The organism is Actinophytocola sp. KF-1, from assembly GCF_054661535.1.
Genome location: NZ_BAAFVK010000020.1, coordinates 1 through 26,178, shown reverse-complemented (window position 1 = coordinate 26,178; position 26,178 = coordinate 1). Strand labels below are relative to the sequence as shown.

Below are 26,178 nucleotides of genomic sequence, written 5' to 3'. Positions count from 1 at the left end.
ATGATCACCACACTGCTCGTCGCGAACCGGGGCGAGATCGCCCGCCGGGTCTTCCGCACCTGCCGCACGCTCGGCATCTCGACCGTCGCGGTGTTCTCCGACGCCGATGCCGACGCGCCGCACGTGCGGGAGGCCGACTCGGCGGTCCGGCTGCCCGGTGTGTCGCCTGCCGACACCTACCTGCGCGCCGACCTGCTCCTCGACGCGGCCCGCGAGTCCGGCGCCGACGCCGTCCACCCCGGCTACGGCTTCCTGTCGGAGAACGCGGCGTTCGCCCGTGCGGTCATCGACGCCGGGCTCACGTGGGTCGGGCCGACGCCCGGGGCCATCGAGCAGATGGGCTCGAAGATCGAGTCCAAGCGGCTGATGGCCGAGGCCGGCGTGCCCGTGCTGTCCGAGCTGGACCCGGCGGCGATCACCGAGGCCGACCTGCCGGTGCTGGTCAAGGCGTCCGCGGGCGGCGGCGGTCGCGGCATGCGTGTCGTCCGGTCGCTGGCCGAGCTGGCGGACCAGGTCGACGGCGCGCGCTCGGAGGCCGCGAACGCGTTCGGCGACGACACGGTGTTCGTCGAGCCGTACCTCGCGACCGGCAGGCACATCGAGGTCCAGGTCATGTGCGACCGGCACGGGACCGTGTGGGCGGTCGGCGAGCGTGAGTGCTCCATCCAGCGCCGCCACCAGAAGATCGTCGAGGAGTCGCCGTCGCCGCTGGTCGAGCAGATCGCCGGGATGCGTGACGAGCTGTTCGCCGCCGCCCGCAACGCCGCCAAGGCCATCGGGTACGTCGGCGCGGGCACCGTCGAGTTCCTCGCCGACGAGACCGGCCGGTTCTACTTCCTCGAGATGAACACGCGCCTGCAGGTCGAGCACCCCGTCACCGAGTGCGTGACCGGTCTCGACCTGGTCGGTCTGCAGATCGGGGTCGCGGAAGGACGGCCGCTCCCGGCCGGGCCGCCGCCGTCGCAGGGCCACGCGATCGAGGTCCGCCTCTACGCCGAGGACCCGGCCGCGGACTGGCGCCCGCACAGCGGCACGCTGCACCGGTTCGAGGTGCCCGGCGTGACCGCCACGTTCGCCGTCCCCCTGGGCACGGGCATCCGGCTCGACTCCGGTGTGGACGACGGCAGCGTCGTCAGCCCGCACTACGACCCGATGCTCGCCAAGGTCATCTCGGTAGCGCCGACCAGGGACGTCGCCGCCCGCGCACTGGCCGCGGCGCTGACCAAGGCGAAGATCCACGGCGTCACCACCAACCGCGACCTGCTCGTCAACATCCTGTGCCACCCGGCGTTCCTCGCGGGCGACACGGACACCGCCTTCTTCGAGCGGCACGGCCTCGGCGACCTCGCCACCCCGCTCGCGACCGAGCCGACCGTCCGGCTGTCGGTGCTCGCGGCCGCACTCGCCGACGCCGCCGCCAACCGCGCGAGCGCTACGGTGCTCGGTCGCATCCCCAGCGGGTGGCGCAACGTGGTGTCGGCACCGCAGCGCAAACGCTTCACCATCGGGGACACCGAACACGAGGTCACCTACCGGCTCGGCCGGGACGGGCTGATCGGACACGACGGTGTCCGGCTGGTCGAGGCGACGCCGACCACGGTCGTGCTGGACGTGGACGGTCTGCGGCGGCGGTTCGACGTGGCCGCGTACCCGAAGCTGTCCGTTGTGGACTCGCCGTTCGGGTCGGTCGCGCTGGTGCCGGTGGAGCGCTTTCCCGACCCGGCCACGCAGGTCGCGGCTGGGTCGCTGCTCGCCCCGATGCCCGGCACGGTCGTGCGGGTCGCGGTCGAGCAGGGCGAGAAGGTCACCGAGGGCCAGCCGCTGCTGTGGCTGGAGGCCATGAAGATGCAGCACCGGATCAACGCCCCCGCGGACGGTGTCGTCACCGAACTCGGTGTCACGGCGGGGGACCAAGTCGAGGTCGGCCGCGTACTGGCCGTCGTCAGCGCTGAGGAGGAACAGTGACCGGTTTCAACGAGTCCGAGGAGCGGCAGGCACTGCGTGCGGCGGTCGCCGACCTCGGCAGGCGCTACGGCGGCGAGTGGTTCCTGAAGAAGGCCCGCGCGGGGCAGAAGTCCGCCGAGCTGTGGGACGAGGCGGGCAAGCTCGGCTACCTCGGTGTGAACGTGCCCGAGGAGTACGGCGGCGGTGGCGGCAACATCGGCGACCTCGCCGCGGTCGCCGAGGAGCTGGCCGCGCAGGGCTGTGGCCTGCTGCTCATGGTGGTGTCCCCGGCGATCTGCGCGACGATCATCACCCGCTTCGGCACCGACGAGCAGAAGCAGCACTGGCTGCCGCGGTTCGCCGACGGGTCGCTGCGCATGGCGTTCGCGATCACCGAGCCGGACGCGGGCTCCAACTCGCACAAGATCACCACGACCGCCCGCCGGGACGGCGACGAGTGGGTGCTGAACGGTCGCAAGGTCTTCATCTCCGGCGTCGACGAGGCGGCCGCCGTGATGGTCGTCGGCCGCACCGAGGACGCGAAGACCGGCAAGCTCAAGCCGGCGTTGTTCATCGTGCCGACGGACACGCCCGGGTTCGAGTGGCAGCCGATCGAGATGGACATCGTCTCGCCGGACAAGCAGTTCATGCTGTTCCTCGACGACGTGCGCCTGCCCGCCGACGCGCTGGTCGGCTCCCAGGACGCGGCGCTGCTGCAGCTGTTCGCGGGCCTCAACCCGGAGCGCATCATGGCCGCCTCGTTCGCGATCGGCATGGGCCGCTACGCGCTGGACAAGGCGGTCGACTACGTCAAGTCGCGGCAGGTGTGGAGCACCCCGATCGGCGCCCACCAGGGCGTCGCGCACCCGCTCGCCGAGGCGAAGATCCAGCTGGAGCTGGCGAAGGTGATGACGCAGAAGGCGGCGGCGCTGTACGACGCGGGCGACGACATGGGTGCGGGCGAGGCCGCGAACATGGCGAAGTACGCGGCGGCGGAGGCGTCGATCAAGGCGGTCGACACGGCCGTCCAGGTGCACGGCGGCAACGGCCTGACCGCCGAGTACGGCCTCGGCGCGCTGGTCTCGGCGGCGCGCGTGAACCGGATCGCGCCGGTGAGCCGCGAGATGATCCTCAACTTCGTCGCGCAGAACACGCTCGGGCTCCCGAAGTCGTACTAGTCCGCCTCCCCGCATTCACAAGTGTTGGTCCCGACCCAGCGAAACCGGCGGACCGCGGGCGGTCAGTGGCTGAGTGCCGTCACGTTCCCCTGAGGCAACTGCTGATCAGGCCAAGACTTCGCACAAAGATCCAAAGGACACGCGCTAATGACAGAAGTCCTGCGCGAGCCGCGCCAGGACCGCAGCCGGGCCACCCGGCAGCGGCTCCTGGAGGCGGCCATCGAATGCCTGGCCGAGGTCGGCTGGTCGGGCAGCACGGTGTCGGTGGTGGCCGAGCGGGCGGGCGTCTCGCGCGGCGCCGCCCAGCACCACTTCCCGACCCGCGAGGACCTGTTCACCTCGGCGGTCGAGTACGTGGCGTCGGAGCGCCTCGCGGTGCTGCGATCCAAGTCACTCGACCTGCCCGCGGGCCCGGACCGCACGCGGGCCGTGGTCGGGATGGTCGAGCTGATGTACACCGGCCCCCTGTTCCGCGCGGCCATCCACCTGTGGGTGGCGGCGTCGTCCGACGAGCGGCTGCGCGCGAGCGTCGTGCAGCTGGAGGAGCGGGTCGGGCGCGAGACGCACCGGACCGCGCTGGAGCTGCTCGGCGTCGACGAGTCACGCACCGGTGTGCGCGAGGCGGTGCAGGCGACCCTCGACATGGCCCGCGGGCTCGGCCTCGCCAACCTGCTGACCGATGACAGCAAGCGACGGCAGCGCGTGCTGGACCAGTGGTCGACCATGCTATCGGACGCGCTGCACGAGGAGCCCTGACCGGCTCGTTTGGCAAATGGTCCACGTCAAGCCATAATCAATGGCTGGCTTTTGTGCGAGAAATTCGGCGAATGCCAGAAAGTGCGTTGATTATAGCTGATGAGGGGCCCCTTTGTCAAAGAGCGATTACGACGCGGAATTGCAGGCCGAACGGGAACACATCGCGTCGTTGTACGCGCACCTGGACGCCGAGCGGTCGACCGCGTCGGGCAAGCTCGACGGCGTGCTGATCGACAGCACCGCGGAGACCACGGAGGCGCGCTGGGAGCGTGACGTGGCCGCGACCACGCTGACCAGCCAGATCTCCCGGCTGAAGGTCGCCGACAACGGGCTGTGCTTCGGCAGGCTCGACCACACCGGCGGCGGCACCACCTACATCGGCCGCATCGGGCTGTTCGACGAGGAGAACGACTACGAACCGCTCCTCACCGACTGGCGGGCGCCGATCGCGCGGCCGTTTTACGTGGCCACCTCCGCCAATCCCGAAGGGGTCACGCGCAGGCGCCATTTCCGGGTCCGCGGCCGCCGCGTGCTCGCATTTCACGACGACGTGCTCGAACACGGCGTCGCCGACAGCGACGAGGTGCTGCTCACCGCGCTCAACGCGCCCCGCTCGGACACGATGGGTGACATCGTCGCCACGATCCAGGCCGAGCAGGACGAGATCATCCGCCTCGACCGCGCAGGCGTGGTCGTCATCGACGGCGGCCCCGGCACCGGCAAGACGGTCGTCGCGCTGCACCGGGTCGCCTACCTGCTCTACACGCACCGCGAGCGCATGTCCCGTCGCGGTGTGCTCATCATCGGCCCGAACACCGGCTTCCTGCGCTACATCGGCGGCGTGCTGCCGTCCCTCGGCGAGACCGACGTGGTGTTCGCCACCACCGGCCAGCTGATGCCCGGCGTGCGCACCCGCGCGGCCGACCCGGACCGCGAGGTCAAGGGCAGCCTCGCGATGGTCGACCTGGTGCACGCGGCCGTCGCGAACCGGCAGGAGGTGCCGGAGACGCCGATCGAGGTCGAGCTGGACGACGTGACCGTCGAGATCGACGTCTCGGTCGCCGGCCGGGCGCGGGAGCGGGCCCGCGGGTCGGGGCGGCTGCACAACCGGGCGCAGGAGATCTTCCGCGACGCGCTGATCCTGGAGCTGGCCGAGCAGGCCGTCGACCGGATCGGCGAGGGCTGGCTCGACGTCCGCGACACGCCCGACCTGGCGAAGGACCTGGCCGCGGACGTGCGCCGCGAGCTGATCTCCAGCGAGGCGCTCGCCGCGGCCGTCGAGCTGCTCTGGCCGCGGCTGACGCCGCAGAAGCTGTTCGCCGACCTGTACACCTCGCCGGAGCGGCTCGCCGCGATCCGTGCGCCGAAGTCGTTCCACCGGGAGCGCGGCGACGCGTGGACCGTGTCCGACGTGCCGCTGCTCGACGAGGCGGCCGAGCTGCTCGGCCCGTACGAGTCGGACGAGGAGGCGGAGCGGACGCGGCTCGAGCAGGAGGCGTACGCGCGCGGCGTGCTCGACATCCTCGACACCGACGAGGACCCGGACGAGGAGATGCTGCGTGCCGTCGACCTGATCGACCCGACGGCGCTGGCCGAGCGGCAGGAGGAGCGCGACCACCGGTCGCTGGCCGAGCGGGCGGCGGCGGACCGCGAGTGGACGTACGGGCACGTGGTGGTCGACGAGGCGCAGGAGCTGTCCGAGATGGACTGGCGGGTGCTGATGCGGCGCTGCCCGAGCCGGTCGATGACGATCGTCGGCGACCTCGCGCAGCGCGAGTCGCCCGCCGGCGCGCGGTCGTGGGCGGACATGCTGAACGAGTACGTGCCGAACCGGTGGACCTACCGGCAGCTGACCATCAACTACCGCATGCCCGCCGAGATCATGGACGTCGCGGCGTCCCTGCTGTCCACGATGGACACCGCGGCGCAGCCGCCGAAGTCCGTGCGCTCGACCGGGGCCCAGCCGTGGTCGCGGTGGACCACGCGGGAGCGGCTCGCGGCCACGGTGACGGAGATGGTCGCGCGCATGGAGGAGGAGATCGGCGAGGGCACGGTCGCGGTGATCGCGCCGGACGGCTCGACGCTCAACGTGGACGCGCTGGTGCTGCCGCCCCGCTCCACCAAGGGCCTCGAGTTCGACGGGGTGATCGTGGTCGAGCCCGCGGCGATCATGTCCGGCGACGCCGGACCCGCCGAGCTGTACGTGGCGCTGACCAGGGCGACGCAGCGGCTCGGGGTCGTGCACACGGCCCCGTTGCCGGACTGCCTGCTGCTGCTCGATGATGTGACCCCGTGAAGATCTCCGCCAGGACGGTGGCACCCGCCGCCGACGCCCGCGCCCTGCTCCCGTACGCCACGGTCACCGACGACGGTCTCATCGAGGCCGAGGTGCGGGACCGCGAGTTCACCCAGCGCTGCCTGGAGATCTCGAACGCGGTCGACGAGCTGGAGGGCCGCCCGGTCCTGCGGTTCGACGAGACGAGCACGACGGTCGACATCGCCGCGCCGGTGTCCGCGGTGTTCGCGTCGCTGACCGAGCGGGAGCTGTTCCGGCGCTGGTTCGGTCTGCCGCTGTCGCTCGAGCCGCGCGCGGGCGGGCGCTGGGAGATCGAGGGCGGCGGGCCGGTCGGGACGGTCGTCGAGGTGGTCGCGGACCGCCGGCTCGTGCTGTCCGAGGACACCGGCGTCAGCACGTGGGAGCTGTCCGAAGTGGATGGTGGGACGCGGTTGACGGTCAGCATGAGCCTGCGTGGCGGTCCGCCGCCGCAGCGCAGCTGGTGCGGGTGGCTCTCCGGCATCAACCAGCTGCGCAGGTTCCACGAGGTGCCCGACCGCTGCCCGATCTGGGTAACCTGACCGGGTGGAGCTGACACTCGAGCTGGCCAGGCAGGTGCTCGCCGCGCAGCCGTTCAGCGTTCTCGTCGGCGCGCGCGTGGTCGCCTTCGGTGGTGGCGGCGCCACGCTGGAGATCGACACCCGCGACGAACTGAAGCAGCAGAACGGTTTCCTGCACGGCGGCGTGCTGGCGTACGCGGCGGACAACGCGATCACGTTCGCGGCGGGCACCGTGCTCGGGCCGTCCGTGCTGACCGGCGGGTTCGCCATCGACTACCTGCGCCCGGGTGTCGGCCGCACGCTGGTCGCGCGGGCCGCGGTGGTCCAGTCGACCCGCCGGCGGGCGGTCGCGCGCTGCGACCTGTCCGTTGTGGACGAGGAAGGTGCCGAGACGGCCGTGGCGTTCGCGCAGGGCACGGTCGTCGTGACCGGAGGATGAGTATGCGAGTGCTGTGGCTGTACGCCCATCCCGACCCGCGGTCGCTCAACGGGGCGCTGCGGGACCACGGGATCGCGGTGCTGCGGGAGCACGGCCACGAGGTGCGTGAGTCGGATCTCTACGCGATGGACTGGGACCCGGTGGTGCGCGCCTCGGACTTCGCGCATGATCCCGCCGAGCGGATGGACGTGCTGGAGGAGTCCGAGCGGGCGCTGAACGACGGGTCGCTGCACCCGGACATCCGTGCCGAGCAGGAGAAACTGCTGTGGTCGGACACGCTCGTTGTGCAGTTCCCGCTGTGGTGGTTCGGCATGCCCGCGATCCTGAAGGGCTGGTTCGACCGGCTGTTCGTGCAGGGCTTCGCACAGGGCGTGCTCGACCCGGCCACCGGCCGCGCCCGCCGCTACGGTGACGGCGGGCTGGTCGGCAGGCGGGCGCTGGTGATCACGACCGTCGGCGCGAACGCGGCCACCACCGGCCCACGCGGCATCCACGGCGAGCTGGACGAGGTGCTGTTCCCGCTCACGCACGGCACGCTGTGGTACTCCGGCATGACCCCGGTGCCGCCGTTCGTGGTCAACGGCGCGGTCGCCCTGTCCGACGACGAGTACGCCGACGCCGCCAAACGCCTCACCGAACGCCTGGTCACGCTGCCCGACGCGCCCCCGATCCCGTTCCGCCACCAGAACGGCGGCGACTACGACAGCCACCTCGTGCTGCGGGACGAACACGCGCCGGGGGAGACCGGGGTGGGCATCCACTACGTGGGCGGCCAGTGCGACCGCACCGGTGGCGACACCGAGGCGCCGCGTTAGCCCTCGCTCGGCTCTGGTCACAATTCACCGCGGCCCGCAGGTGCCGGTCGGCTACCTGGCCAGCACCAAGCGACTCGCACTGACAGTCGGGTACGACATGAGGATCGAGGCGAGCCCGGATGTCGGTGACCTCGTCTGTTCGTGGGTCGAAACGGAACAGAACAGGTGCGGCTGCTCGGGCAGGCCGAGGCATACGACTGGACGCGGAACCCGCGGGTCATGGCTCCGCTCGGGCTGCCGACGCACCGAACACGAGGCACTGATCACCGCACGGGACGCGACGTGCTCGGCGGATGGTCAGCCGACAGGGACGCGGGTTGGTGCTCGAGATCGACAACACGACCGTGGACCTCGCGGCGTTGTGGGAGCCAGGCCCCTGACGCGCCGCCCTCGTTGCGGGTGGCCTTCGTGGAGTTCGTGCGGCTGTGGGCCGCGGGGCGCACTCGACCTGGAAGGCGCCGCGTCAGTCGCGCACCAGGACGGTGTGGCCGCCGCCGCTGTAGTCGTAGGTCAGGGTGTCGCCGGTGAGGGTCAGCGTGACGGTGCCCTTGTCGGGGCAGTTGCCGTAGGCGTCGATGCTCTCGGTCTCCGCGAACACCACCGTGGTCGCGGAGATCTCGGTGGCGTCGAGGTCGGCCGAACAGGACAGTTCGCCCACGCCGGCCAGGTTGTCGAAGTCGTCGCTGTAGCCGCTCACGCCCTCGGAGTCCTCGCCGTCCGGGAAGTCCTCGCCCCACAGTTGGATCCGGACGTAGTACGGCGTGCCCAGGCCCGCTCGCGCCATCGGTTCCGGCGACCGCCACGTGTCGAGGAACGCCTCCGGGATCCGCGCCGGCTCGTCCTGCGGGACGGACGGCCCGGGCGACGCCGTCGGATCCGGCAGCGGGCCCGCGCACGGCTTCGTGGCGAACACCGACTCCTCCCGGTCCGGGTGCGGCCCGCGCGGGCCGTTGGAGCCGGGAACCCCCTTCTGGTCACCCCAAAGACCCCGGTAGCCCCACCACGGCTGCTCGACCACGGACCGGGCGTGCTCCCACGTGTGCCACTCGGTGCCCCGCGACGTCGTGTCGGTCACCGGCTGGAACGCGTCCGGGCCCTGGGCCGTGGCGTCGTAGCTGCCCTCCCAGGGGTACGAGCCGTGCGAACCGGTCGCGGCGTAGGTCACCGGGTGCCCGTCGCGCTTGTCGACGTCGTCCCACGCGGCGCGGCAGGGCCCCTCTTCGTGCTTCCAGAAGGTCAATCCGTCCGGTTCGCCGTCCTTCAGTTGCACGGCGACCCGTTCCCAGTCGCCCTCGTGCTTGTTGACGAAGTCGTTGTAGCCGTAGAACAGCCAGTACACGAACGCGGTGGTGTGCCCGTCGCGCTTGTCGTAGAACTGCCAGTACACCGGCGCGGACGGGCCGTCGCCGCGGCGGAGGTCCTCCTCGTTCCCGAGGTCGAGGTAGAAGCCGGGGGACTCCGCGGAGCCGCTGAACGAGTCGGACGCGACCTCGGGCTCGGACTTCGCGCTGCCGCATTCCCGTGCGGTGTAGGCGCCGTCGCGGCCGCCCAGCTTCCGTTCGTCCACGTCGGACGCGATGCGCTGCCGGTCCGCGACGTCCCCGCACCGGCCCAGGAACAACAGCTCCGACGCCGCGACGAACCGGCTCGCGTCCATCGGGCCCCGGTCGTCACCCGCGGCGAGCCAGACCATCGGCGCGAACCGGGCGGCGTCGGCCGCGCTACCGGGCTTCGGCGACGGTTCGCCGGCCGACCTCGGCAGTTCCTCGTCGTCGCAACCGCTTGCGAGCAGCGCGAGCACGGCCAGACCCACGACCGCGACGTGCCGAAGCGCACCCTGTGACATTCGATCCCCTCTGTCCCCGACACTGCCTTTATAGCGGATCGTTCGCGGGGGTGCGCCGGACACCGGCAGCTCTCATGCCGAACAGGACTGGCGAGGGCACCGGGTCGGTCTGTGGAGCGGGTTCACAACAATTCGGCGTGGGGCTCGCTGATGTACCACCGAGTCCGGTTCGGACGATGCGGACGGTGATTGACACGAGGATGAGACAGGTTCTCAGTTGGTGAACTCTCAGAACCGCGGAAGAGCCAGGAGGTTGTTGGGCCATGGGGTGGTTCGGTCGCGGCCTGGTTCGTTCTGCTCTCTTCCAGCCAGTTCACGATGCTGGCGCGAGACGATTCTTCTTGGTGGAAGCTGCCGTCCAGGTGCCAGCGCAGACGCGTGATGTGCTCGTGGTTTTGCCCGCCGTCGAGATGCACCTGCGTGATTCGTATTGCCGTGATCGACTCCCCTTTGTTGTGTCTCTGACCCGGACCGCAGGTCCCTGAACCGTGATGCTCGGCGATGTCGTCCCATTGCATCTTCAGTCGCAACCTGATCCAGGTCGCGGACGTCTCAGTGGCATGGGGAGACGGGTGACGCGGCGGGTGCTCCTGCTCGGGGGAGCGGCGGGTGTGCTGGCGGGAGCGGGCGTGGTGACCGACGTCCTGCCGGGCGGGCCCGCGGTGCGCCGTGCGCTCGGCCTCACCGGGCCCGACGGCGAGATCCCCGACGTCCCCCCGGTGCCCGTGACCACCGAGCGCGTCCGGTCGGCGGCGCGGGGACGCGACGTCAGCCTGGTCGTCATGGGTGAGCGTCCGCCCGTGTGCCTTGCCCTGCACGGACGTGGCGGCAGCGCCCACTCATGGCTCGACATGGGCACCCCGAAGTTCCTCACCGCCGCCGTCGACGGCGGGGTGCCGCCTTTCACCGTGGTCGCTGTGGACGGTGGGGACACCTACTACGTCGACGACGCCCTGCGCATGCTGCGGGACGACCTGCCGGACTGGCTCGCCGCGAGGGATCTGCCCGCGCCCGTCGCCGCGCTGGGCATCTCCATGGGGGCGTTCGGTGCGTTGCGGTACGCCAGGGAACGCGATCTGCGCGCGGTCGCCGTTGCCGGGCCCGCGGTGTTCCGGTCCTGGGACGAGGCCAGGACCCGGCACGTGTTCCGCGACGAGCGGCACTGGGCTGCCAACGAACCCCTGCGCCACCCGCCGGACGTGCCGCTCGGGATCTGGTGCGGCACCGAGGATCCCTTCGTCGACGCGGCGCGGGAGCTGGCCGGGCGGACCGGTGCGCACGCCGACATCGGGCCCGGCGCACACGAAGACGGCTACTTCCTCCGTGTGCTGCCGGACATGCTGCGGTTCGTCGGGACGGAACTCAGCGGCGCCTGATCGAGATCGGCAGGCCGTCCTTGGGCAGCGGCAGCGCCGTCGGATCCCAGCGCACCTGGTAGTCCGCCGGGACCGTCCACTCGAAACGGCGGACCAGCTCGTGCGCGATCGTCTTGACCTCCTGCGTGCCGAAGTGCATGCCGATGCACTTGTGCACGCCGCCGCCGAACGGCATGTACGCGAAGCGGTGCGACTTGTCCTCGCGGCGGTCCTCGGCGAAGCGCTCGGGGTCGAAGCGCAGCGGGTCGGTCCAGTACTCCGGCAGCAGGTGGTTCAGCCACGACAGCGTCGTCACGAACACGCCCTCCGGCACGTGGTGGCCGAGCAGCTCGGTGTCCTTCACCGTCTTGCGCACCATCCACGGCACCGGGGCCACGAGGCGCATGGACTCCTTCAGCACCAGGTCCAGCGCGGGCAGCCGCTCCAAAGTGGACACGGTGAGCGGTTCGTCGCCCAGTGCGAGGGACTCCGCCCGTACCTGTGCCTGCCACTCCGGGTGCTTGCCCAGGTAGTACACGAGCGCGGACGTGGCGATGGTCGACGTGTCGTGCGCGGCCATCATCAGGAAGATCATGTGGTTCACGACGTCGTCGTCGGTGAACATCTCGCCGTCGTCGGTGCGGGCGTGGCACAGGGCGGCGAACAGGTCGTCCGAGTCGGACGCGCGCTTGGCCGGCAGGCTGCGGCGGAAGTAGTCCTCCAGCACCTTGCGCCCGGCGAGACCCGCGCCCCAGCGGCCGATCGGCAGGCGGACCAGCGCGGTGCCCGCGCGGACGGTGTCCACGAACGCCTTCGTCAGCTTCGTGGCCTCGCCGCCGAGCGTGGTGGCCATGAAGATCTTCGTCGCCACGTCCAGCGTCAGCTGCTTGAGCGCCGGGTAGACCAGGAACCCGTCCCTCGGCGACCACGCCGACACGCTGTCCCGCACCACGTCCCCGACCTGCACCATGTAGCCCGACAGCCGGTCCGCGGTGAACGCGAGCTGCATGAGCCGCCGGTGGTAGATGTGCTCGTCGAAGTCCAGCAGCATCAGGCCGCGGTGGAAGAACGGGCCGATGAAGTACTCCCAGCCCTTCTGCGAGAACGCCTTGTCCCGGTTGGCGAGCACGACCTGCGTGGCCTCCGGGCCGGACGCCGACACCACGTTCACGCCGAACGCGCGCACCCACGACACCGGGCCGTACTGGTCGTACCGCTTCATCGCGTAGTCGAGGCCGAGGCGCAGCATCTCCAGGCTGTGCCCGAGCAGGGGCAGACCGGGGTCACCGGGGATGGGCTTGAGGCCGGCAGGGGCCTTCGCCAGGTCCTTCCTGGGCCACGCACGGTCCATGAGCCAGCGGTCGAACGCGTTCTTGTCGACTTCGTAGGGCGCGCGCAGCGCAGTGGACATGACTACCTCCCGGTGTCGATGGGTAGCTCCGCTCCCGGGTCGACAGGTCGCTCCGCTCCGGGGTCGACAGGTCGCTCCGCTCCGGGGTCGACAGGTCGCTCCGCTCCGGGGTCGACAGGTCGCTCCGCTCCCGCGTCGAGAACCGTCACCGCCAGCTCGGTCAGTTCGGCCGCGATCCTCGGCCGCCGCAGCAGCCTCGGGGTCCGGGCCAGGTCGTTGACGATCGTCAGCGCCACGTGCACGACGACCTTCGCGTCCTGCTCGGGCAGCTCCGGCGCCACCGTGCGCAGCAGCTGGTACCAGTGGCCGACGTAGTGCCGCTGCAGCCGCACCAGGTCCTTGCGGTCCCGTTCCGGCAGGTTGCGCAGCTCGTTCGCGAACGTGGCCATGATGTTGTCCGACCGCAGCACAGTGTCCACGTAGGACGTGGCGAGGTGGTTGAGCGCCTCCGCGGGCGGCAGCGTCATGGCGTGCGCGGCCGTGCGGGCCAGCTGGTCGGCCATCCGGTAGCCGCCCGCGACCAGGATCGCGGCCTTGCCGGGGAAGTACCGGTAGATGCTCGGCCCCGCCATGCCTGCGCGGGCGCCGATGTCCTCCATGCTCACCGCCGCGTACCCGCGTTCGCGGAACAGGGAGATCGCGGCGGTCAGCAGCTCCTCGCGCCGCGAGCCCGGCGTGCTCGGCGTCGGTTCGGGCAGCGGAACGGGGTCGCCGACGGGCACCCGCCACGAGGTGACCGCCTTCGCGAGCGTGGTCAACAGCTCCTCGAACCGGCGGCGCGGCGGGCTCGTGTGGTGGTCGGAGAGGCTCCCGTACACCGACAGGGTGGCCCAGCAGAGCAGCTCGGAGTCGCTCTTGGACAGCTCCGGCCGCACGTCCCGCAGCGCGATGGCCCACTGCGCCATCAGCTCGGCGCCCCGGTGGCGGATCTTGGTGCGGTCGGCCTCGGCGAGGTGGCGGCCCTCCCACCGCCACAGGGCGGTGATCTCGCGGCGGTCGACGGCGAGCGCGGCGACCGCGCGCAGCAGCGCGTCGAGCTGGTCGGCCGGCGTGCCCGGGGTGGCCAGCGCACCCTCGGTGACCAGGCCGAACGTGTCCATGCCGGACAGCAGGACGTGGGCCAGGATGTCCTGTTTGCCCCGGAAGTGCCGGTAGACGGCCGGCCCGGTGACGCCCGCGGCGTGGGCGATGTCGTTGACGCTGACCTGGTGGTACCCGTGCTTGCGGAACAGTTCGGCCGCCGCGTCGGCGAGTTGTGCCTTGCGGTTGCGTGGCCGCCTGCCCGGCGGCCGGGATGTCTCCGCCACGGTTCCTCCACGGTGCGGTGCTCGTCCAAGCTAACCGACGGGGGCGTTGTTGGCAAACTGTCAACGAGACGCGAAGTGAACTCAGATTAGCGCGATGACGTCGACCTCGCGTCCTGCTGTGAGCTGAGTGTGGCCCACACCCCAAATCGGGTGGCGGGCGTTGACAACGGCCGGGACAGTGCCAACATGTTAATCAGTATTAGCCCTCGAGAGGACCCCTAGCGTGGCTACCGAAGCTTTCGTCTACGACGCGATCCGCACCCCGCGCGGCCGGGGCAAGAAGAACGGGTCGCTCCACGGAACCAAGCCGATCTCCCTCGTCGTCGGCCTGATCGACGAACTCCGCAAGCGCAACCCCACGCTCGACGTCGACCGGGTCTCCGACCTGCTGCTCGGCGTGGTCACCCCCATCGGTGACCAGGGCAGCGACATCGCCAAGACCGCCGCGATCGCGGCCGGGCTGCCCGACACCGTCGGGGGCGTGCAGCTCAACCGCTTCTGCGCCTCGGGCCTCGAGGCCGTCAACATCGCCGCCCAGAAGGTCGCGTCCGGGTGGGACGAGGTCGTGATCGGCGGCGGCGTCGAGTCCATGTCGCGGGTCGCGATGGGCTCTGACGGTGGCGCATGGGCCATGGACCCGGCCACCGCGTACGACACCTACTTCGTGCCGCAGGGCATCGGCGCCGACCTGATCGCGACCATCGAGGGCTTCTCCCGCGAGGACGTCGACGCCTACGCGCTGCGCTCGCAGCAGCTCGCGGCCAAGGCGACGAGCAACGGCTACTTCGCGAACTCGATCATCCCGGTGGTGGACCAGAACGGCATCACGGTCCTCGACCACGACGAGCACATGCGGGCCGACACCACCATGGAGGGCCTGGCCAAGCTGAAGCCGTCCTTCGAGGCGATCGGCGAGATGGGCGGCTTCGACGCGGTGGCGCTGCAGAAGTACCACTGGGTCGAGAAGATCAACCACGTCCACCACGCGGGCAACTCCTCGGGCATCGTCGACGGCGCCGCGCTGGTGCTCGTCGGCTCCGAGCAGGCGGGCAAGGACATGGGCCTGACCCCGCGCGCCCGCATCGTCGCCACCGCCACCTCCGGCGCCGACTCGACGATCATGCTGACCGGCCCGATCCCGGCGACCGAGAAGCTGCTCGCGAAGACCGGCCTGACCGTCGACGACATCGACCTGTTCGAGCTGAACGAGGCGTTCGCGTCGGTGGTGCTGAACTACCAGAAGAAGCTGCACATCCCGGACGAGAAGCTCAACGTCAACGGCGGTGCCATCGCCATGGGCCACCCGCTCGGCGCGACCGGCGCGATGATCCTCGGCACCATGGTCGACGAGCTGGAGCGCCGCCAGGCGCGCCGGGCCGTGATCACCCTCTGCATCGGCGGCGGCATGGGCGTCGCGACCCTCATCGAGCGCGCGTAAGGCCTGCTTGCAGGGCCTTACCATTGAGCACTGAAGGAAGACGACACCTCAATGACTGAGACCATTCGCTGGGAGAAGGACGCCGACGGGATCGTCGTCCTCACGTTGGACGACCCGAACCAGTCGGCCAACACGATGAACCGCGACTACGCGGCGTCGATGCACGCCACGGTCGAGCGCCTGCACGCCGAGAAGGACGACATCACCGGTGTGGTGATCACCTCGGCGAAGAAGACGTTCTTCGCGGGCGGCGACCTGAAGGACATGATCGAGGCCAAGGCCGACCAGGCCAAGGAGGGCTTCGAGTTCATCCAGGGCATCAAGGCCGACCTGCGCCGCCTGGAGACGCTCGGCAAGCCGGTCGTGGCCGCCATCAACGGCGCCGCGCTCGGCGGCGGCCTGGAGATCGCGCTCGCGACGCACCACCGGATCGCCGCGGACGTCAAGGGATCCAAGATCGGTCTGCCGGAGGTCACGCTCGGCCTCCTGCCGGGCGGTGGCGGCGTCACCAGGACCGTGCGCATGCTGGGCATCCAGAACGCGCTGCTGCAGGTGCTGCTGCAGGGCCAGCAGTACGCCCCGGCCAAGGCCAAGGACGTCGGCCTGGTGAACGAGGTCGTCGGCTCGGTCGACGAGCTGCTGCCCGCCGCCAAGGCGTGGATCAAGGCCAACCCCGAGGCCGCGCAGCCGTGGGACGTCAAGGGCTACAAGATCCCCGGCGGCTCGCCGTCGCACCCGGCGTTCGCGGCGAACCTGCCGGCGTTCCCGGCGAACCTGCGCAAGCAGCTCAAGGGCGCCAACATGCCCGCGCCGCGGGCGATCCTGTCCGCCGCGATCGAGGGCGCGCAGGTCGACATCGACACCGCGCTGACCATCGAGTCCCGGTACCTGCTGGAGCTGCTGTCCGGCCAGGTCGCGAAGAACATGATCAAGGCGTTCTTCTTCGACCTGCAGCACATCAACTCCGGCGGCTCCCGCCCGGACGGCTACGAGAAGTTCACCGCCCGCAAGGTCGGCGTGCTCGGCGCGGGCATGATGGGCGCGGGCATCGCGTACGTCTGCGCGCGCGGCGGCATGGAGGTCATCCTCAAGGACGTCTCGCAGGAGGCGGCCGACAAGGGCAAGGACTACTCGGTCAAGCTGTTCGAGAAGGCCGTGTCCCGCGGCAAGGTCACCCGTGAGAAGGCCGACGAGACGCTGGCCCGCATCAAGCCGACGGCGGTCGCCGAGGACCTCGCGGGCTGCGACCTCGTCATCGAGGCCGTGTTCGAGAGCACCGAGCTGAAGCACAAGGTGTTCGCGGAGATCGAGAACATCGTGGCGCCGGACGCCGTGCTCGGGTCCAACACGTCCACGCTGCCGATCACGGGTCTCGCGGAGGGCGTGAAGCGGCAGGAGGACTTCATCGGCCTGCACTTCTTCTCGCCGGTCGACAAGATGCCGCTGCTGGAGATCATCGTCGGCGAGAAGACCTCCGACGCGACGCTGGCCAAGGCGTTCGACGTGGCGCAGCAGATCAAGAAGACCCCGATCGTGGTCAACGACTCGCGCGGCTTCTTCACCTCGCGCGTCATCGGCACGTTCATCAACGAGGCGGTCGCCATGGTCGCCGAGGGCGTGAACCCGGCGTCGGTCGAGCAGGCCGGTTCGCAGGCGGGCTACCCGGCGCCGCCGCTGCAGCTGCTGGACGAGCTGACGCTGACGCTGCCGCTGAAGATCCGCAAGGAGACGCAGGCCGCGGTTCTCGCCGCGGGCGGCGAGTGGAAGTCGCACGCCTCCGAGCCGATCATGGACCGGATGGTGGAGGAGTTCGACCGCAAGGGCCGCTCCTCGGGCGCGGGCTTCTACGAGTACGCGGACGGCAAGCGCGTCGGCCTGTGGAAGGGGCTCTACGAGCACTTCACCAAGGAGGGCCACGAGATCCCGTTCGAGGACATGAAGGAGCGCATGCTCTTCGCGGAGGCCCTCGAGACGGTCAAGTGCTTCGACGAGGGCGTGCTCCGGTCCGTGCCGGACGCCAACATCGGCTCCATCATGGGCATCGGCTTCCCGCCGTGGACCGGTGGTGTCATCCAGTACATCAACGGGTACGAGGGCGGCGTCGCCGGGTTCGTCGCGCGGGCGCGTGAACTCGCCGAGCGCTACGGCGACCACTTCCTGCCACCCGCCTCGCTGGTCGAGAAGGCGGAGAAGGGCGAGATCTTCGAGTAATCCGTTGGTGCCGACGATGCCGCCGTACCCCCTCCGGGGTGCGGCGGCATCGTTGTGAGCCGGATCAACCGGTTCTGCCCTTTTGGGGTGTATCTCCGCGGGCCGCTCACGGCGGCGGTGGGGTGCGACGACTCACCGGTCGTTGTCGCAACCCACAACAAGGGGATTCAAGGGATGAACAAGTTCGTTCGCGTCCTCGTCACCGCGGCCGCCGTCGCCACGGCCGCCGTCGCGGTGCAGACGACCGCCGCCGCCGCGCCCGGGCGTTCCGCCGTGGCCGACGAGGTGCTCGCCGCCATGCAGCGGGACCTCGGCCTCACCGCCGCGCAGGCCACGACCCTGCGGGCCCAGCAGGACCGGGCCGTCGACCTCGACGTGACGCTGCGGGGCAAGCTCGGCGCCGACTTCGGCGGCTCGTGGTTCGACGCCGCCACCGGCAGGCTGACCGTCGCCGTCACCGACGTGGCCCGGGCCGCCGAGGTACGCAAGGCAGGTGCCGACGCGAAGGTCGTCCGGCACAGCGCCGCGGAGCTGGACGCCATCCGCGCCGAGCTGGACTCGTTGTCCGGCAAGGCATCCGGGCCGTCGCGCGGGAAGCCGGGCGCGTCGTCGCTGCGCGGTCTCGCGAGCTGGCGGGTCGACCCGGAGACCAACTCCGTCGTCGTCACCACGGTCAAGGGGCAGCAGGCCACGCTGTCGTCGCTCGCCAGGTTCGGCGACGCGGTGCGGTTCGAGCAGACCGACCGCGCCCCGGTGCAGACCGCCAACTACCTCGACGGCGGCGACGCCATCAACTACGGCAGCTGCTCGGCCGGTTTCAACCTGCGCAACCACTCGACCGGCCAGGGCTACCTGCTGACCGCCGGCCACTGCGTGTCCACCGGCGCCACGGTCACCGGCCAGGACGGCACGTTCCTCGGCACCACCGTGTCCAGCTGGTTCCCGAGCTACGACGACGCCCTGATCCGCAACGACAACCCGTCGTACTGGCTGCAGGGCTGGTGGGTCGACACGAACCCGTCCAACGGCGGGATCATCACGGTCAGCGGCTACAGCGACTCGCCGGTCGGGACGTACGTGTGCAAGTCCGGCATCACGACGAAGTGGACCTGCGGCTACATCACCGGCAAGGACGAGACGGTGAACTACAGCCAGGGCGCCGTGTACGGCATGACCCGCCACTCCGCCTGCGTCGAGCCGGGCGACTCGGGCGGCGCCAACGTGGCGGCCCTGTCGTCCTGGACGCCGGAGGGCGTGACGTCCGGTGCGCAGCTGTACTGGGACGGCAGCCGCTACCGGTGCGCGGCCGCGGTCGGCGCAGGGCAGAACGTGTCGTGGTACTTCCCGATCGCGGACAGCCTCGCGTACTACGGGCCCGCGTACGGCGTGTCCATGTGGTGACCGGTCGGTAGCAGGCCACGGTCCCGGCAGCATGGCTGACCGGGACCGTGTGCGTTGACGTCCCGCGGCCGGCCAGGCACCCCTGGGCGCGTCTGCCACGGGTGCGGGCCCGCCAGGGGCCGGTACTCCACGCCCAGCGCGTCCAGCCGCGGCAGGTGGTGTGTGACCAGCCGGCGCTCGAACTCCTCGTACGAGCCCCCGGGTCCGCTCCACACGACCTCCGCGAACGCGGCCAGTCGCGGGAAGACCGCGTAGTCCACCCGCCGCGGCGTGTCCAGGTGCTCGGTCCACACCTGCGCCTGCGCGCCGAGCACCGACCCCGGCGGCTCGAACGCGTACACGTCCGCCAGCGTCCGGACGTAGCCCACCGGGATCGGCTCGTCCGGGTGGTCGGACTGGCGGTGGTCCAGGTACACGTGCTCCTCCGGGCACAGCACCACGTCGTGGGCGCCGGTGTCGACGCCTGCGTGCCACGCCGCCACGATCGTGCGCGGGGGCAGCGCCGGGGACAGCGCCTCGTCCCACACGGACGCCCTGCGGCCCAACGACTCCACGTGCGCGGCCAGCTCGGCGACGAACCAGCCGTGCAACGACCCCACGTCCGGCAGGCCCAGGGCGGCCGCGCGGGCCACCGACGCGGGATCCGCGGCCCATCGCGTCGTGGGCACCTCGTCGCCGCCGAGGCAGATCACCTCCGCCGGGAAGACGTCCGCCACGTGGGTGAGCACCCGGCGGTAGAAGGCCACGACCTCGTCCGTCATCGCCAGGACGTTGTCGTTGATGCCCCAGCGGGTCAGGACCTCCAGCGGCCGTCCCGTCACACCCAGCCACGGGTACGCGGCGATCGCCGCCTGGCTGTGGCCCGGCACGTCGATCTCCGGCACCACCGTGATGTGCCGCTCGGCCGCGTACGCCACGATCTCGCGCATGTCCTCGACGGTGTAGAAACCCCCGTGCGGGCGCCCGTCGTGGCCCGGGGTGCCGTCCGGCGGCCTGCCGGTCCACGACCCCGCACGCCACGCGCCCACCTCCGTCAGCCTGGGGAACTCCGGGACCTCGACGCGCCAGCCCTGGTCGTCGGTCAGGTGCAGGTGCAGCACGTTCAACCGGTGCGCCGCCATCAGGTCCAGGAACCGCAGCACCCCGTACTTCGGCATGAAGTGCCGGGCCACGTCCAGCAGACAGCCGCGCCAGCCGAACCTCGGCCAGTCCTCGACCACGCCGCACGGCAACGGGTCGCCGGGGCCGGGCACCGCGCGGAACGCCGACGGGCCGCGCAACTGCCGCAACGCCTGCAGGCCGTGGCACGAGCCCGCGGCGTCGGCCGCCTCGATCCGCACCGCGGAGTCGATCGTCAGCCGGAACCCCGACGGCGGCAGGGACGCGTCGACCACGATCACCGGTTCGGGCGGGTCCGGCAGCGTCCCACCCGTCGACGTCGCGCGCACCGGGCGCGGCAGCAAGCCCTCGAACACGGTAATCCCTTCACCGCTCCCGCCATGCCGGACACCAGATGTCGTTGCACGATCAGGAAGAACACCAGCACCGGCACCGTCATCAGCGTTGAGCCGGCCATGATCGCACCCCAGTCCTGCTCCTCCGGTTTGAAGAACACCAGCAGTCCCAACGGGAGCGTCCGGTTGTCCGTGCCGGAGATCAGGAACGTCTTCGCGAACAGGAAGTCGTTCCACGCGTGGATGAACGACACCACGCTCGCCGCCACCAGACCGGGTGCGACCAGCGGGAACAGCACCTGCCAGGTGAAGCGGAACCGGGACGCGCCGTCGAGTGCCGCCGCCTCCGCCAGGTCGTCCGGCACGGTCGCGACGAACCCGCGCAGCAGCCAGATCGCGAACGGCAGGCTGAACGCCAGGTGCACCACCACGAGCGACCCGAGCCGGTTCAACCCGATCGCGGGCACCACGTCACCGAACGAGCGCACCAGGAAGAACAGCGGGATGGTCAGCGCCTCCACCGGCACCATCTGCGCCACCAGCAACATCACCACGAGCACCGTGCGGCCGCGGAACCGGAACCCGGTCAGCGCCACCGCCGACAGGAACGACACCACCAGCGACAAGGCCACCACCAACAGGGCGACCACGAGGCTGTTCACGAAGTACAGCCCGAAGTCCGCCACGTCCAGCACCCGCATGAAACTGTCCACAGTGGGCGCCGCGGTCCACGGCCGGGCCGACCGCAGCTCGCCCGCCGGTTTGAGCGCCGACAGCACCATCCAGTACAGCGGGAACGCGACGACCACGGCGATCACCACGCACACCGCGTCGACGACGAGCTGCCCGCGCCTCACCGCGCACCCCGCTGCGCCCGCACGTAGAGGCCGGTGATCAGCAGCAACAGGACGGTCATGACGACGCCGATCGCCGCGCCGAGGCCGTACTGCTCGCCGGCGAACGCCTTCTGGTACGCGAACACGTTGAGCACCAGGTTCTGCCCGGCCACGCCGCCGCCGTTCGTCATCACGTAGATCTGCGTGAACACCTTGAAGTCCCAGATGATCGACTGGATCGTGGCGATCACCAGCAGCGGCCGCAGGATCGGCAGGAGCACCGACGTCGCCGTGCGGCGGGCCGACGCGCCGTCGAGCGCCGCCGCCTCCACCACCTCACGCGGGATCGCCGTGATGCCCGCGTACACGGTCACCAGCACGAACGGGAACGAGCACCAGATGATCTCCGCCGCGACGAGCCCGAACGCCGGGAACCGCTCGAACGTCCAGGAGTGGCCGCGCATCCCGTCGAACCCCAGCCCGGCGAGGACCTCGTTGACCAGCCCGAAGTCCTGGTCGAACAGGAACAGCCACACGTACGAGCCCGCCATGGTCGGCGTCGCCCACGCGCCCAGCGCGGCGAGGAACAGCAGCGTCCTCGGCACGGTCCGCGCCCGGCTCGCGAGCACGGCCAGCGCGGTGCCCACGAGCAGCGTGCCCGCCACGCAGAACGCGGCGAACCCGATCGTCGTGACCAGCACGTCCCAGAACTGGGGATCGGACAGGAGCGTGGCGTAGTTCGCCAGGCCGAGGAACTCGAGTGGCGCCGCGCCGCTGGCCTGCGGCTGCCCGTAGTCGTACAGCGAGATGACGACCAGCTGGTGGATCGGGTACGCCAGCAACGCCAGCAGCACGACCGCGGCGGGCAGCAGGTACAGGAGCGCGGCGCGCCCGTCCCGCCGGTGCGTGACCGCCATCAGCTGCCGAAGGCTTCGTTCATCTCGGCGGCCGCCACGCTCGTCGCGGTCCGCACGTCCGCCTGCCCGGTGGCGACCTGCTGGACCATCGTGGGCAGCACACCGGCCGCGTCGATCTTCGTCCACGCCGGTGTCGCAGGCACGAAACGGGTCCCGCTCTGGACGGTCTCGATGAACGGCGCGAGGAACCGGTCGCCGGCCGCGACGCGGTCCTGCACGTCGGTGAACGTGGGCATGGTGCCCATCGCGCCGTACATCTTCTCCTGGTATTCCTTGCCACCGAGGAGCTGCACGAACTCCAGTGCCAGCGCGCGTTTCGTGCTGGAGCGGAACACGCCGAGCAGGTTGCCGCCCGCGAACGCGGGGGCGATCGAGCCGGGTTCCTTGCCCGGCAACGGAACCACGGCGTACTTGCCCTTGACGGCGCCCGCGTCGACCGCGGCCCGGTTGAAGTCGCCGCCGATCGTCATCGCGGCCTTGCCGCCCGCGAACGCGGCGACGGACTGGCTGCCGGTGAGCTGCGCGCACGAGGCGGGCGGGCAGATGTCGTCGCTGATCAGCTCGGCGTACTGGGCAAGGCCGTTCCTGGCGGCCGGTGAGTCGACCGCGGCCTTCCAGGTGGCACCGTCCTGTTCGGCCACGTCACCGCCGTTCGCCCAGATGTAGGGCAGCAGCGCGAACTGGTACTTGCCGCCGACCGCGATGCCGTACAGGTCGGGCCTGGCCGTCCGGATCGCGCGGGCGGTCTCGGTCAGCTCGGCGAGCGTGGCAGGCGGCGTCAGGTTCAGCTCGGTGAAGACGTCCGTGCGGTAGTAGAGCGCGCGGGTGCCGGTGAACCAGGGGACGCCGTAGGTCTTGCCGTCCACCTTGGCCGTGTCGAGAACCTCGGGCACCAGGTCCTCGCCGTCCGGCCACGTCCCGAGGTCGGCGGTCAGGTCCGCGAACCCGTTGGACGCGGTGTAGCCCGCGAGGTCGGTGTTGCCGAACTCGGCGACGTCGGGCGCGCTGGCCTTGTCGTTGAACGCGCCGTTGAAGCGGGTGGCGCGGCCGTCGACCGGCAGGTACTCCACGTTGACGGTGACGCCGTCGTGCGCCTTCTCGAACTCCGCTGTGGCCTCGTCGACGACCGCTTCCTTGGCCGCGTTGGACGCCTCCTGGAACAGCCAGACCCGCAGCTCGCCGGTGGTCTCCTGCGTGCCGGTGCCGTCCGATGCCCGCGGTGGTGCGCAACCGGTGGCGAGCGCGCCGAGAGCGAGGAAAGTCAGTGTCCGCCGGAACCTCATGTGCGACCCCCGTTGCACTATGCGCAATGGACGTTCTGCTCTATGCAACGGATGCTAGAGAGCAGTCACCACCCGCACAAGGGTCTGGACCAATCAGCGCGCGGCGACCAGCACGGTCACGACCACGACCACGCACGCGAGGAGGATCGCGGGCACCCACCACCCGGCGACGAGCGCCCCGAGCACGACGACGGCGCCACTGCCGAGCACGAGACCGGTGCCGTTGCTGCGCCCGTCAGGGGTGTCGGCGGCCGGGCGGCTGCCCGGCGTCGCCTCCCACGCGTCCCGCTCCTCCCCGATGAGCGGATGCGGCGACGGCAGATCGGCGAACACCGCGCGGAGCTCGCCCCGGGTCCGCGCGTCCCGGACGAGATCACCGCGGCGGTCGTGTTCGGCCGGGGTCAGGTGTTCGGCGTCCCGGTGCTCGGCCAGCGCGCGCAGCGCCACCTTCCGGTCGGCGCTGTCCACCCAGAGCTCGTCGTCGTCGTTCATGACCGGGCGACGATACCCAGCCGCAGTGGCTCGTGCCGTGCCGGTGGCGAGGTCGCCGGGGGGACACGTGACCATGCCGGGGTCCTGGTTCGACACGTACCTCCACCGCTCGTCCGGACTCCCAGCCGGTCAGGACGTCTGTCGGTGGTGGTGGTCGTCTGCGGTTCGACGACCTGCACATGCAGGTACAGTCCAGCGCTGATCCGGGTACGTGATGCATCATTGTTGTCGGTGAGGACCAGTCCTCGTCGAGCCTGAGCGAGCTGATGCGGTGAGCGAAGGCAGCTGGCGCCGATTCGACCCGGTGCCGCAGAGGTTGGCGGCAGCCATGCCATGCATGGCTGCGCTAACCCATCCTCAGCGGGCGTCCGCGCATTCGCACGTCAACCTGCCGAGTTCGGCTCGGATTCCGTCGGCTTCCGCGGAGCCGAGTTCGTCGAATTCCGTCATCGCGTCGCGCCAGACCGTTGAAATGTGGCGATCGGTCTCGTGCAGGACGATGGCAATGCGGTGATTGCTCCTCGCTCGTTGGGCTCGGTCGCCGGTGCCGCTGGAGATGTCCAAAGCCGCGCGGAAACAATGGAGAGCCGCATTGTGGTCGCCCATGGCGCGGGCGGTCTCCCCCCGGTCGAAGTAGAGCTGCGTACGCAGGTTCGGGTCGACGATCAGATCAGCGACCACTCTTGCCCGCTGCTGGTAATCCACGGCTTCGTCCAGCCTGCCTGCGAGGCGGTGGGTATTGCCCAGATCGTTCAGTGCATAGGCCTCGCTGGCATGGTCACCCAGTTCAACGGCCAGTTCGTGTGCCTCGGTGTGATTGGCGAGCGCGGCGTCGAGCAGGCCGAGTCGTTGTCGTATGGCGCCCAGGTTGTTGAGCGAATGGGCGAGACCCGGTTGGTGGCCGAGTTCGCGGAGGATGCCGGTGGCGGCGAGGTGCTGTCGCTCGGCGCTGGAGAGATCGCCACGCCGTTCGTTGACGAGGCCGGACAGGTCCAGGGCGTGGGCTTGGCCAAGCCGGTCGCCGATCTGCTCGAACCGCGCCACCGCGATGTTCAAAGTCGTGGACGCACCGGTGAAGTCGCCGGTCATGTATGCGTTGGTCGCGATCTCGGTCAAGGTCGCCGCCTCGCCGCGTACGTCGCCCAGTTCGATCCAGAGCGGCAGTGCCTGTTCGGCCAGAACGCGTGCCTCGGTGAGCGCACCCGAGGTGCGTCGTGCTGCGGACAACCGGAGCCACACGTGGGCAAGGCCGAGGGTGTTCCCGGCGACGACGTGTGCGGCCCGACTCAGCGTCTCGTTCCAGTCGCGCAGGTGGCCGCGGACGTTGAAGTAGCGCCACAGCAGGACGGCGAGCTGCCACGCGTGCTCTGGCCGGCCATGGTCGGCGGCGTGACGGATCGCCGCGACGAGGTTGCGCCGCTCATGGTCGAGCCAGCTCATCGCCGATTCGTAGCCCGAGAAGGACATGGCGGCGCGACTGGTCGCCGTCACCTCGGGTCGGTTGCGATCGAATGGGTACAGCGTGGTCACTGCGGCAGCAGTGCTCACCAGGTAGAAATCCAGCAACCGGTCTATGGCCTCCACGTGGTCCTCGGCCGGGTGCGTGGCGAGGACGTAGTCGCGGACCGGGTCGAGCAGCTGGAAGCGTTCGGGAGCTGACTCCTCGAGGAGGCTCACGCGTTGGAGGTGGTCGAGAACCTCGGCGATCGTGGTCATGTGGTCGCCAGCGAGCGCCGCCGCTGCAGGCGCGGAGATGTCGACCCCTGGAGCCAGAGCCAGCACACGGAACACGGACTGCTGCAGCGTGGTGAGTTGGTCGTAGGAAACCGCCATCGTTGTCGCGACAGCCTCGAAAGGGCGTGCGTGAAGGCTGGTGGGGGGTGTCGTCCGCAGCAGGTCGAGCAGGTGTGCCAGCGGCCAGCGGGTGTGCCGCTGGAACTGGGCCGCGACGAGGTGGATGAGCAGCGGCACGTGCCCGCACAGGGCGACGATCTCGCGGACCTGGTCGAACGCATCGTGCACGCGTTCGGCGGTGACGAGTTTGCGGAACAACTCGATGGCCTCGTGCGGTGGTAAAGGCTCGAGGCGGATATGTTCGGCCGCCGGAACCGCTCCTTGCACGCGGCCGGTGACGATCGTGAGGGTGGCGCCGAGCAGGGGCTCGACCTGGTCCTCGGAGGCGGCGTTGTCGAGGACGACCAGGGTGCGGGTGCCGTCGACGGACGACCGGTACAGGTCGGCGCGGGCCGCGGTGGACTCG

Annotated in this window: 20 protein-coding genes; 11 read left to right on the top strand and 9 right to left on the bottom strand. The window is 70.5% G+C overall.

The window, feature by feature from the left end:
* The 7 genes from ACYQ77_RS41320 (at nt 1) to ACYQ77_RS41290 (ending at nt 7,967) form a co-directional block, all read left to right on the top strand.
* A complete protein-coding gene (locus ACYQ77_RS41320; RefSeq protein ID WP_459722444.1) occupies nt 1–1,965 on the top strand; it encodes an acetyl/propionyl/methylcrotonyl-CoA carboxylase subunit alpha in 1,965 nt (654 codons plus the stop codon).
* Nucleotides 1,962–3,122 (top strand): acyl-CoA dehydrogenase family protein, encoded by a 1,161-nt coding sequence (locus tag ACYQ77_RS41315; RefSeq protein ID WP_459722441.1) that lies wholly within the window; start codon nt 1,962–1,964, stop codon nt 3,120–3,122. The genes ACYQ77_RS41320 and ACYQ77_RS41315 overlap by 4 nt, the downstream gene beginning before the upstream one ends.
* A gap of 147 nt (nt 3,123–3,269) precedes the next feature.
* Nucleotides 3,270–3,878 carry a TetR/AcrR family transcriptional regulator gene (locus ACYQ77_RS41310; protein ID WP_459722438.1) on the top strand — a complete coding sequence of 203 codons (609 nt, stop codon included), beginning with the start codon at nt 3,270–3,272 and terminating at the stop codon, nt 3,876–3,878.
* 112 nt (nt 3,879–3,990) lie between these two features.
* Nucleotides 3,991–6,174, top strand: coding sequence for a helicase (locus ACYQ77_RS41305; protein WP_459722436.1), 2,184 nt, complete (start codon nt 3,991–3,993; stop codon nt 6,172–6,174).
* A complete protein-coding gene (locus tag ACYQ77_RS41300) occupies nt 6,171–6,734 on the top strand; it encodes an SRPBCC family protein (RefSeq protein ID WP_459722434.1) in 564 nt (187 codons plus the stop codon). Before ACYQ77_RS41305 ends, ACYQ77_RS41300 begins: the two co-directional genes overlap by 4 nt.
* A 4-nt stretch (nt 6,735–6,738) precedes the next feature.
* Nucleotides 6,739–7,152, top strand: coding sequence for a PaaI family thioesterase (locus ACYQ77_RS41295; RefSeq protein ID WP_459722432.1), 414 nt, complete (start codon nt 6,739–6,741; stop codon nt 7,150–7,152).
* A gap of 2 nt (nt 7,153–7,154) precedes the next feature.
* Nucleotides 7,155–7,967: an NAD(P)H-dependent oxidoreductase gene (locus ACYQ77_RS41290; RefSeq protein WP_459722430.1), complete on the top strand. Its 813-nt coding sequence runs from the start codon at nt 7,155–7,157 to the stop codon at nt 7,965–7,967.
* A gap of 463 nt (nt 7,968–8,430) precedes the next feature.
* On the opposite strand, the gene ACYQ77_RS41285 is transcribed toward ACYQ77_RS41290, so the two are convergent.
* A complete protein-coding gene (locus ACYQ77_RS41285; protein ID WP_459722428.1) occupies nt 8,431–9,813 on the bottom strand; it encodes a hypothetical protein in 1,383 nt (460 codons plus the stop codon).
* 572 nt (nt 9,814–10,385) lie between these two features.
* Here ACYQ77_RS41285 and ACYQ77_RS41280 point away from each other — a divergent pair.
* On the top strand, nt 10,386–11,189 hold the full coding sequence (locus tag ACYQ77_RS41280; protein WP_459722426.1) for an alpha/beta hydrolase: 804 nt from the start codon (nt 10,386–10,388) through the stop codon (nt 11,187–11,189).
* Here the strand turns inward: ACYQ77_RS41280 and ACYQ77_RS41275 are convergent.
* Nucleotides 11,176–12,579, bottom strand: a complete 1,404-nt coding sequence (locus ACYQ77_RS41275; protein WP_459722423.1) for a cytochrome P450 — start codon at nt 12,577–12,579, stop codon at nt 11,176–11,178. The two genes, ACYQ77_RS41280 and ACYQ77_RS41275, sit on opposite strands and share 14 nt — an antisense overlap.
* 2 nt (nt 12,580–12,581) lie before the next feature.
* Nucleotides 12,582–13,886: a TetR/AcrR family transcriptional regulator gene (locus tag ACYQ77_RS41270; RefSeq protein ID WP_459722420.1), complete on the bottom strand. Its 1,305-nt coding sequence runs from the start codon at nt 13,884–13,886 to the stop codon at nt 12,582–12,584.
* A gap of 223 nt (nt 13,887–14,109) precedes the next feature.
* Here ACYQ77_RS41270 and ACYQ77_RS41265 point away from each other — a divergent pair, with 223 nt between their 5' ends.
* From ACYQ77_RS41265 to ACYQ77_RS41255, 3 genes are all read left to right on the top strand, one after another.
* Complete coding sequence (locus tag ACYQ77_RS41265; protein WP_459722419.1) at nt 14,110–15,324, top strand: acetyl-CoA C-acetyltransferase; 1,215 nt, start codon at nt 14,110–14,112, stop codon at nt 15,322–15,324.
* Between the two features lie 51 nt (nt 15,325–15,375).
* Nucleotides 15,376–17,535 carry a 3-hydroxyacyl-CoA dehydrogenase NAD-binding domain-containing protein gene (locus tag ACYQ77_RS41260; RefSeq protein ID WP_459722416.1) on the top strand — a complete coding sequence of 720 codons (2,160 nt, stop codon included), beginning with the start codon at nt 15,376–15,378 and terminating at the stop codon, nt 17,533–17,535.
* A 174-nt stretch (nt 17,536–17,709) separates the two neighbouring features.
* Nucleotides 17,710–18,936 carry a S1 family peptidase gene (locus ACYQ77_RS41255; RefSeq protein WP_459722414.1) on the top strand — a complete coding sequence of 409 codons (1,227 nt, stop codon included), beginning with the start codon at nt 17,710–17,712 and terminating at the stop codon, nt 18,934–18,936.
* Here the strand turns inward: ACYQ77_RS41255 and ACYQ77_RS41250 are convergent.
* The 6 genes from ACYQ77_RS41250 to ACYQ77_RS41225 form a co-directional block, all read right to left on the bottom strand.
* Nucleotides 18,903–20,417, bottom strand: coding sequence for a beta-N-acetylhexosaminidase (locus ACYQ77_RS41250; RefSeq protein ID WP_459722649.1), 1,515 nt, complete (start codon nt 20,415–20,417; stop codon nt 18,903–18,905). The genes ACYQ77_RS41255 and ACYQ77_RS41250 overlap by 34 nt on opposite strands.
* Entirely contained in the window at nt 20,333–21,247 is a 915-nt protein-coding gene (locus ACYQ77_RS41245) for a carbohydrate ABC transporter permease (RefSeq protein ID WP_459722411.1), read from the bottom strand. The genes ACYQ77_RS41250 and ACYQ77_RS41245 overlap by 85 nt, the downstream gene beginning before the upstream one ends.
* Nucleotides 21,244–22,143 (bottom strand): carbohydrate ABC transporter permease, encoded by a 900-nt coding sequence (locus ACYQ77_RS41240; protein WP_459722409.1) that lies wholly within the window; start codon nt 22,141–22,143, stop codon nt 21,244–21,246. The genes ACYQ77_RS41245 and ACYQ77_RS41240 overlap by 4 nt, the downstream gene beginning before the upstream one ends.
* Nucleotides 22,143–23,426, bottom strand: a complete 1,284-nt coding sequence (locus ACYQ77_RS41235; RefSeq protein WP_459722406.1) for an extracellular solute-binding protein — start codon at nt 23,424–23,426, stop codon at nt 22,143–22,145. Before ACYQ77_RS41235 ends, ACYQ77_RS41240 begins: the two co-directional genes overlap by 1 nt.
* 93 nt (nt 23,427–23,519) lie before the next feature.
* Nucleotides 23,520–23,918, bottom strand: a complete 399-nt coding sequence (locus ACYQ77_RS41230) for a DUF1707 SHOCT-like domain-containing protein (RefSeq protein ID WP_459722403.1) — start codon at nt 23,916–23,918, stop codon at nt 23,520–23,522.
* 357 nt (nt 23,919–24,275) lie between these two features.
* Nucleotides 24,276–26,178 (bottom strand): tetratricopeptide repeat protein (locus ACYQ77_RS41225; protein ID WP_459722401.1); only part of this gene is annotated, 1,903 nt, incomplete at its 5' end.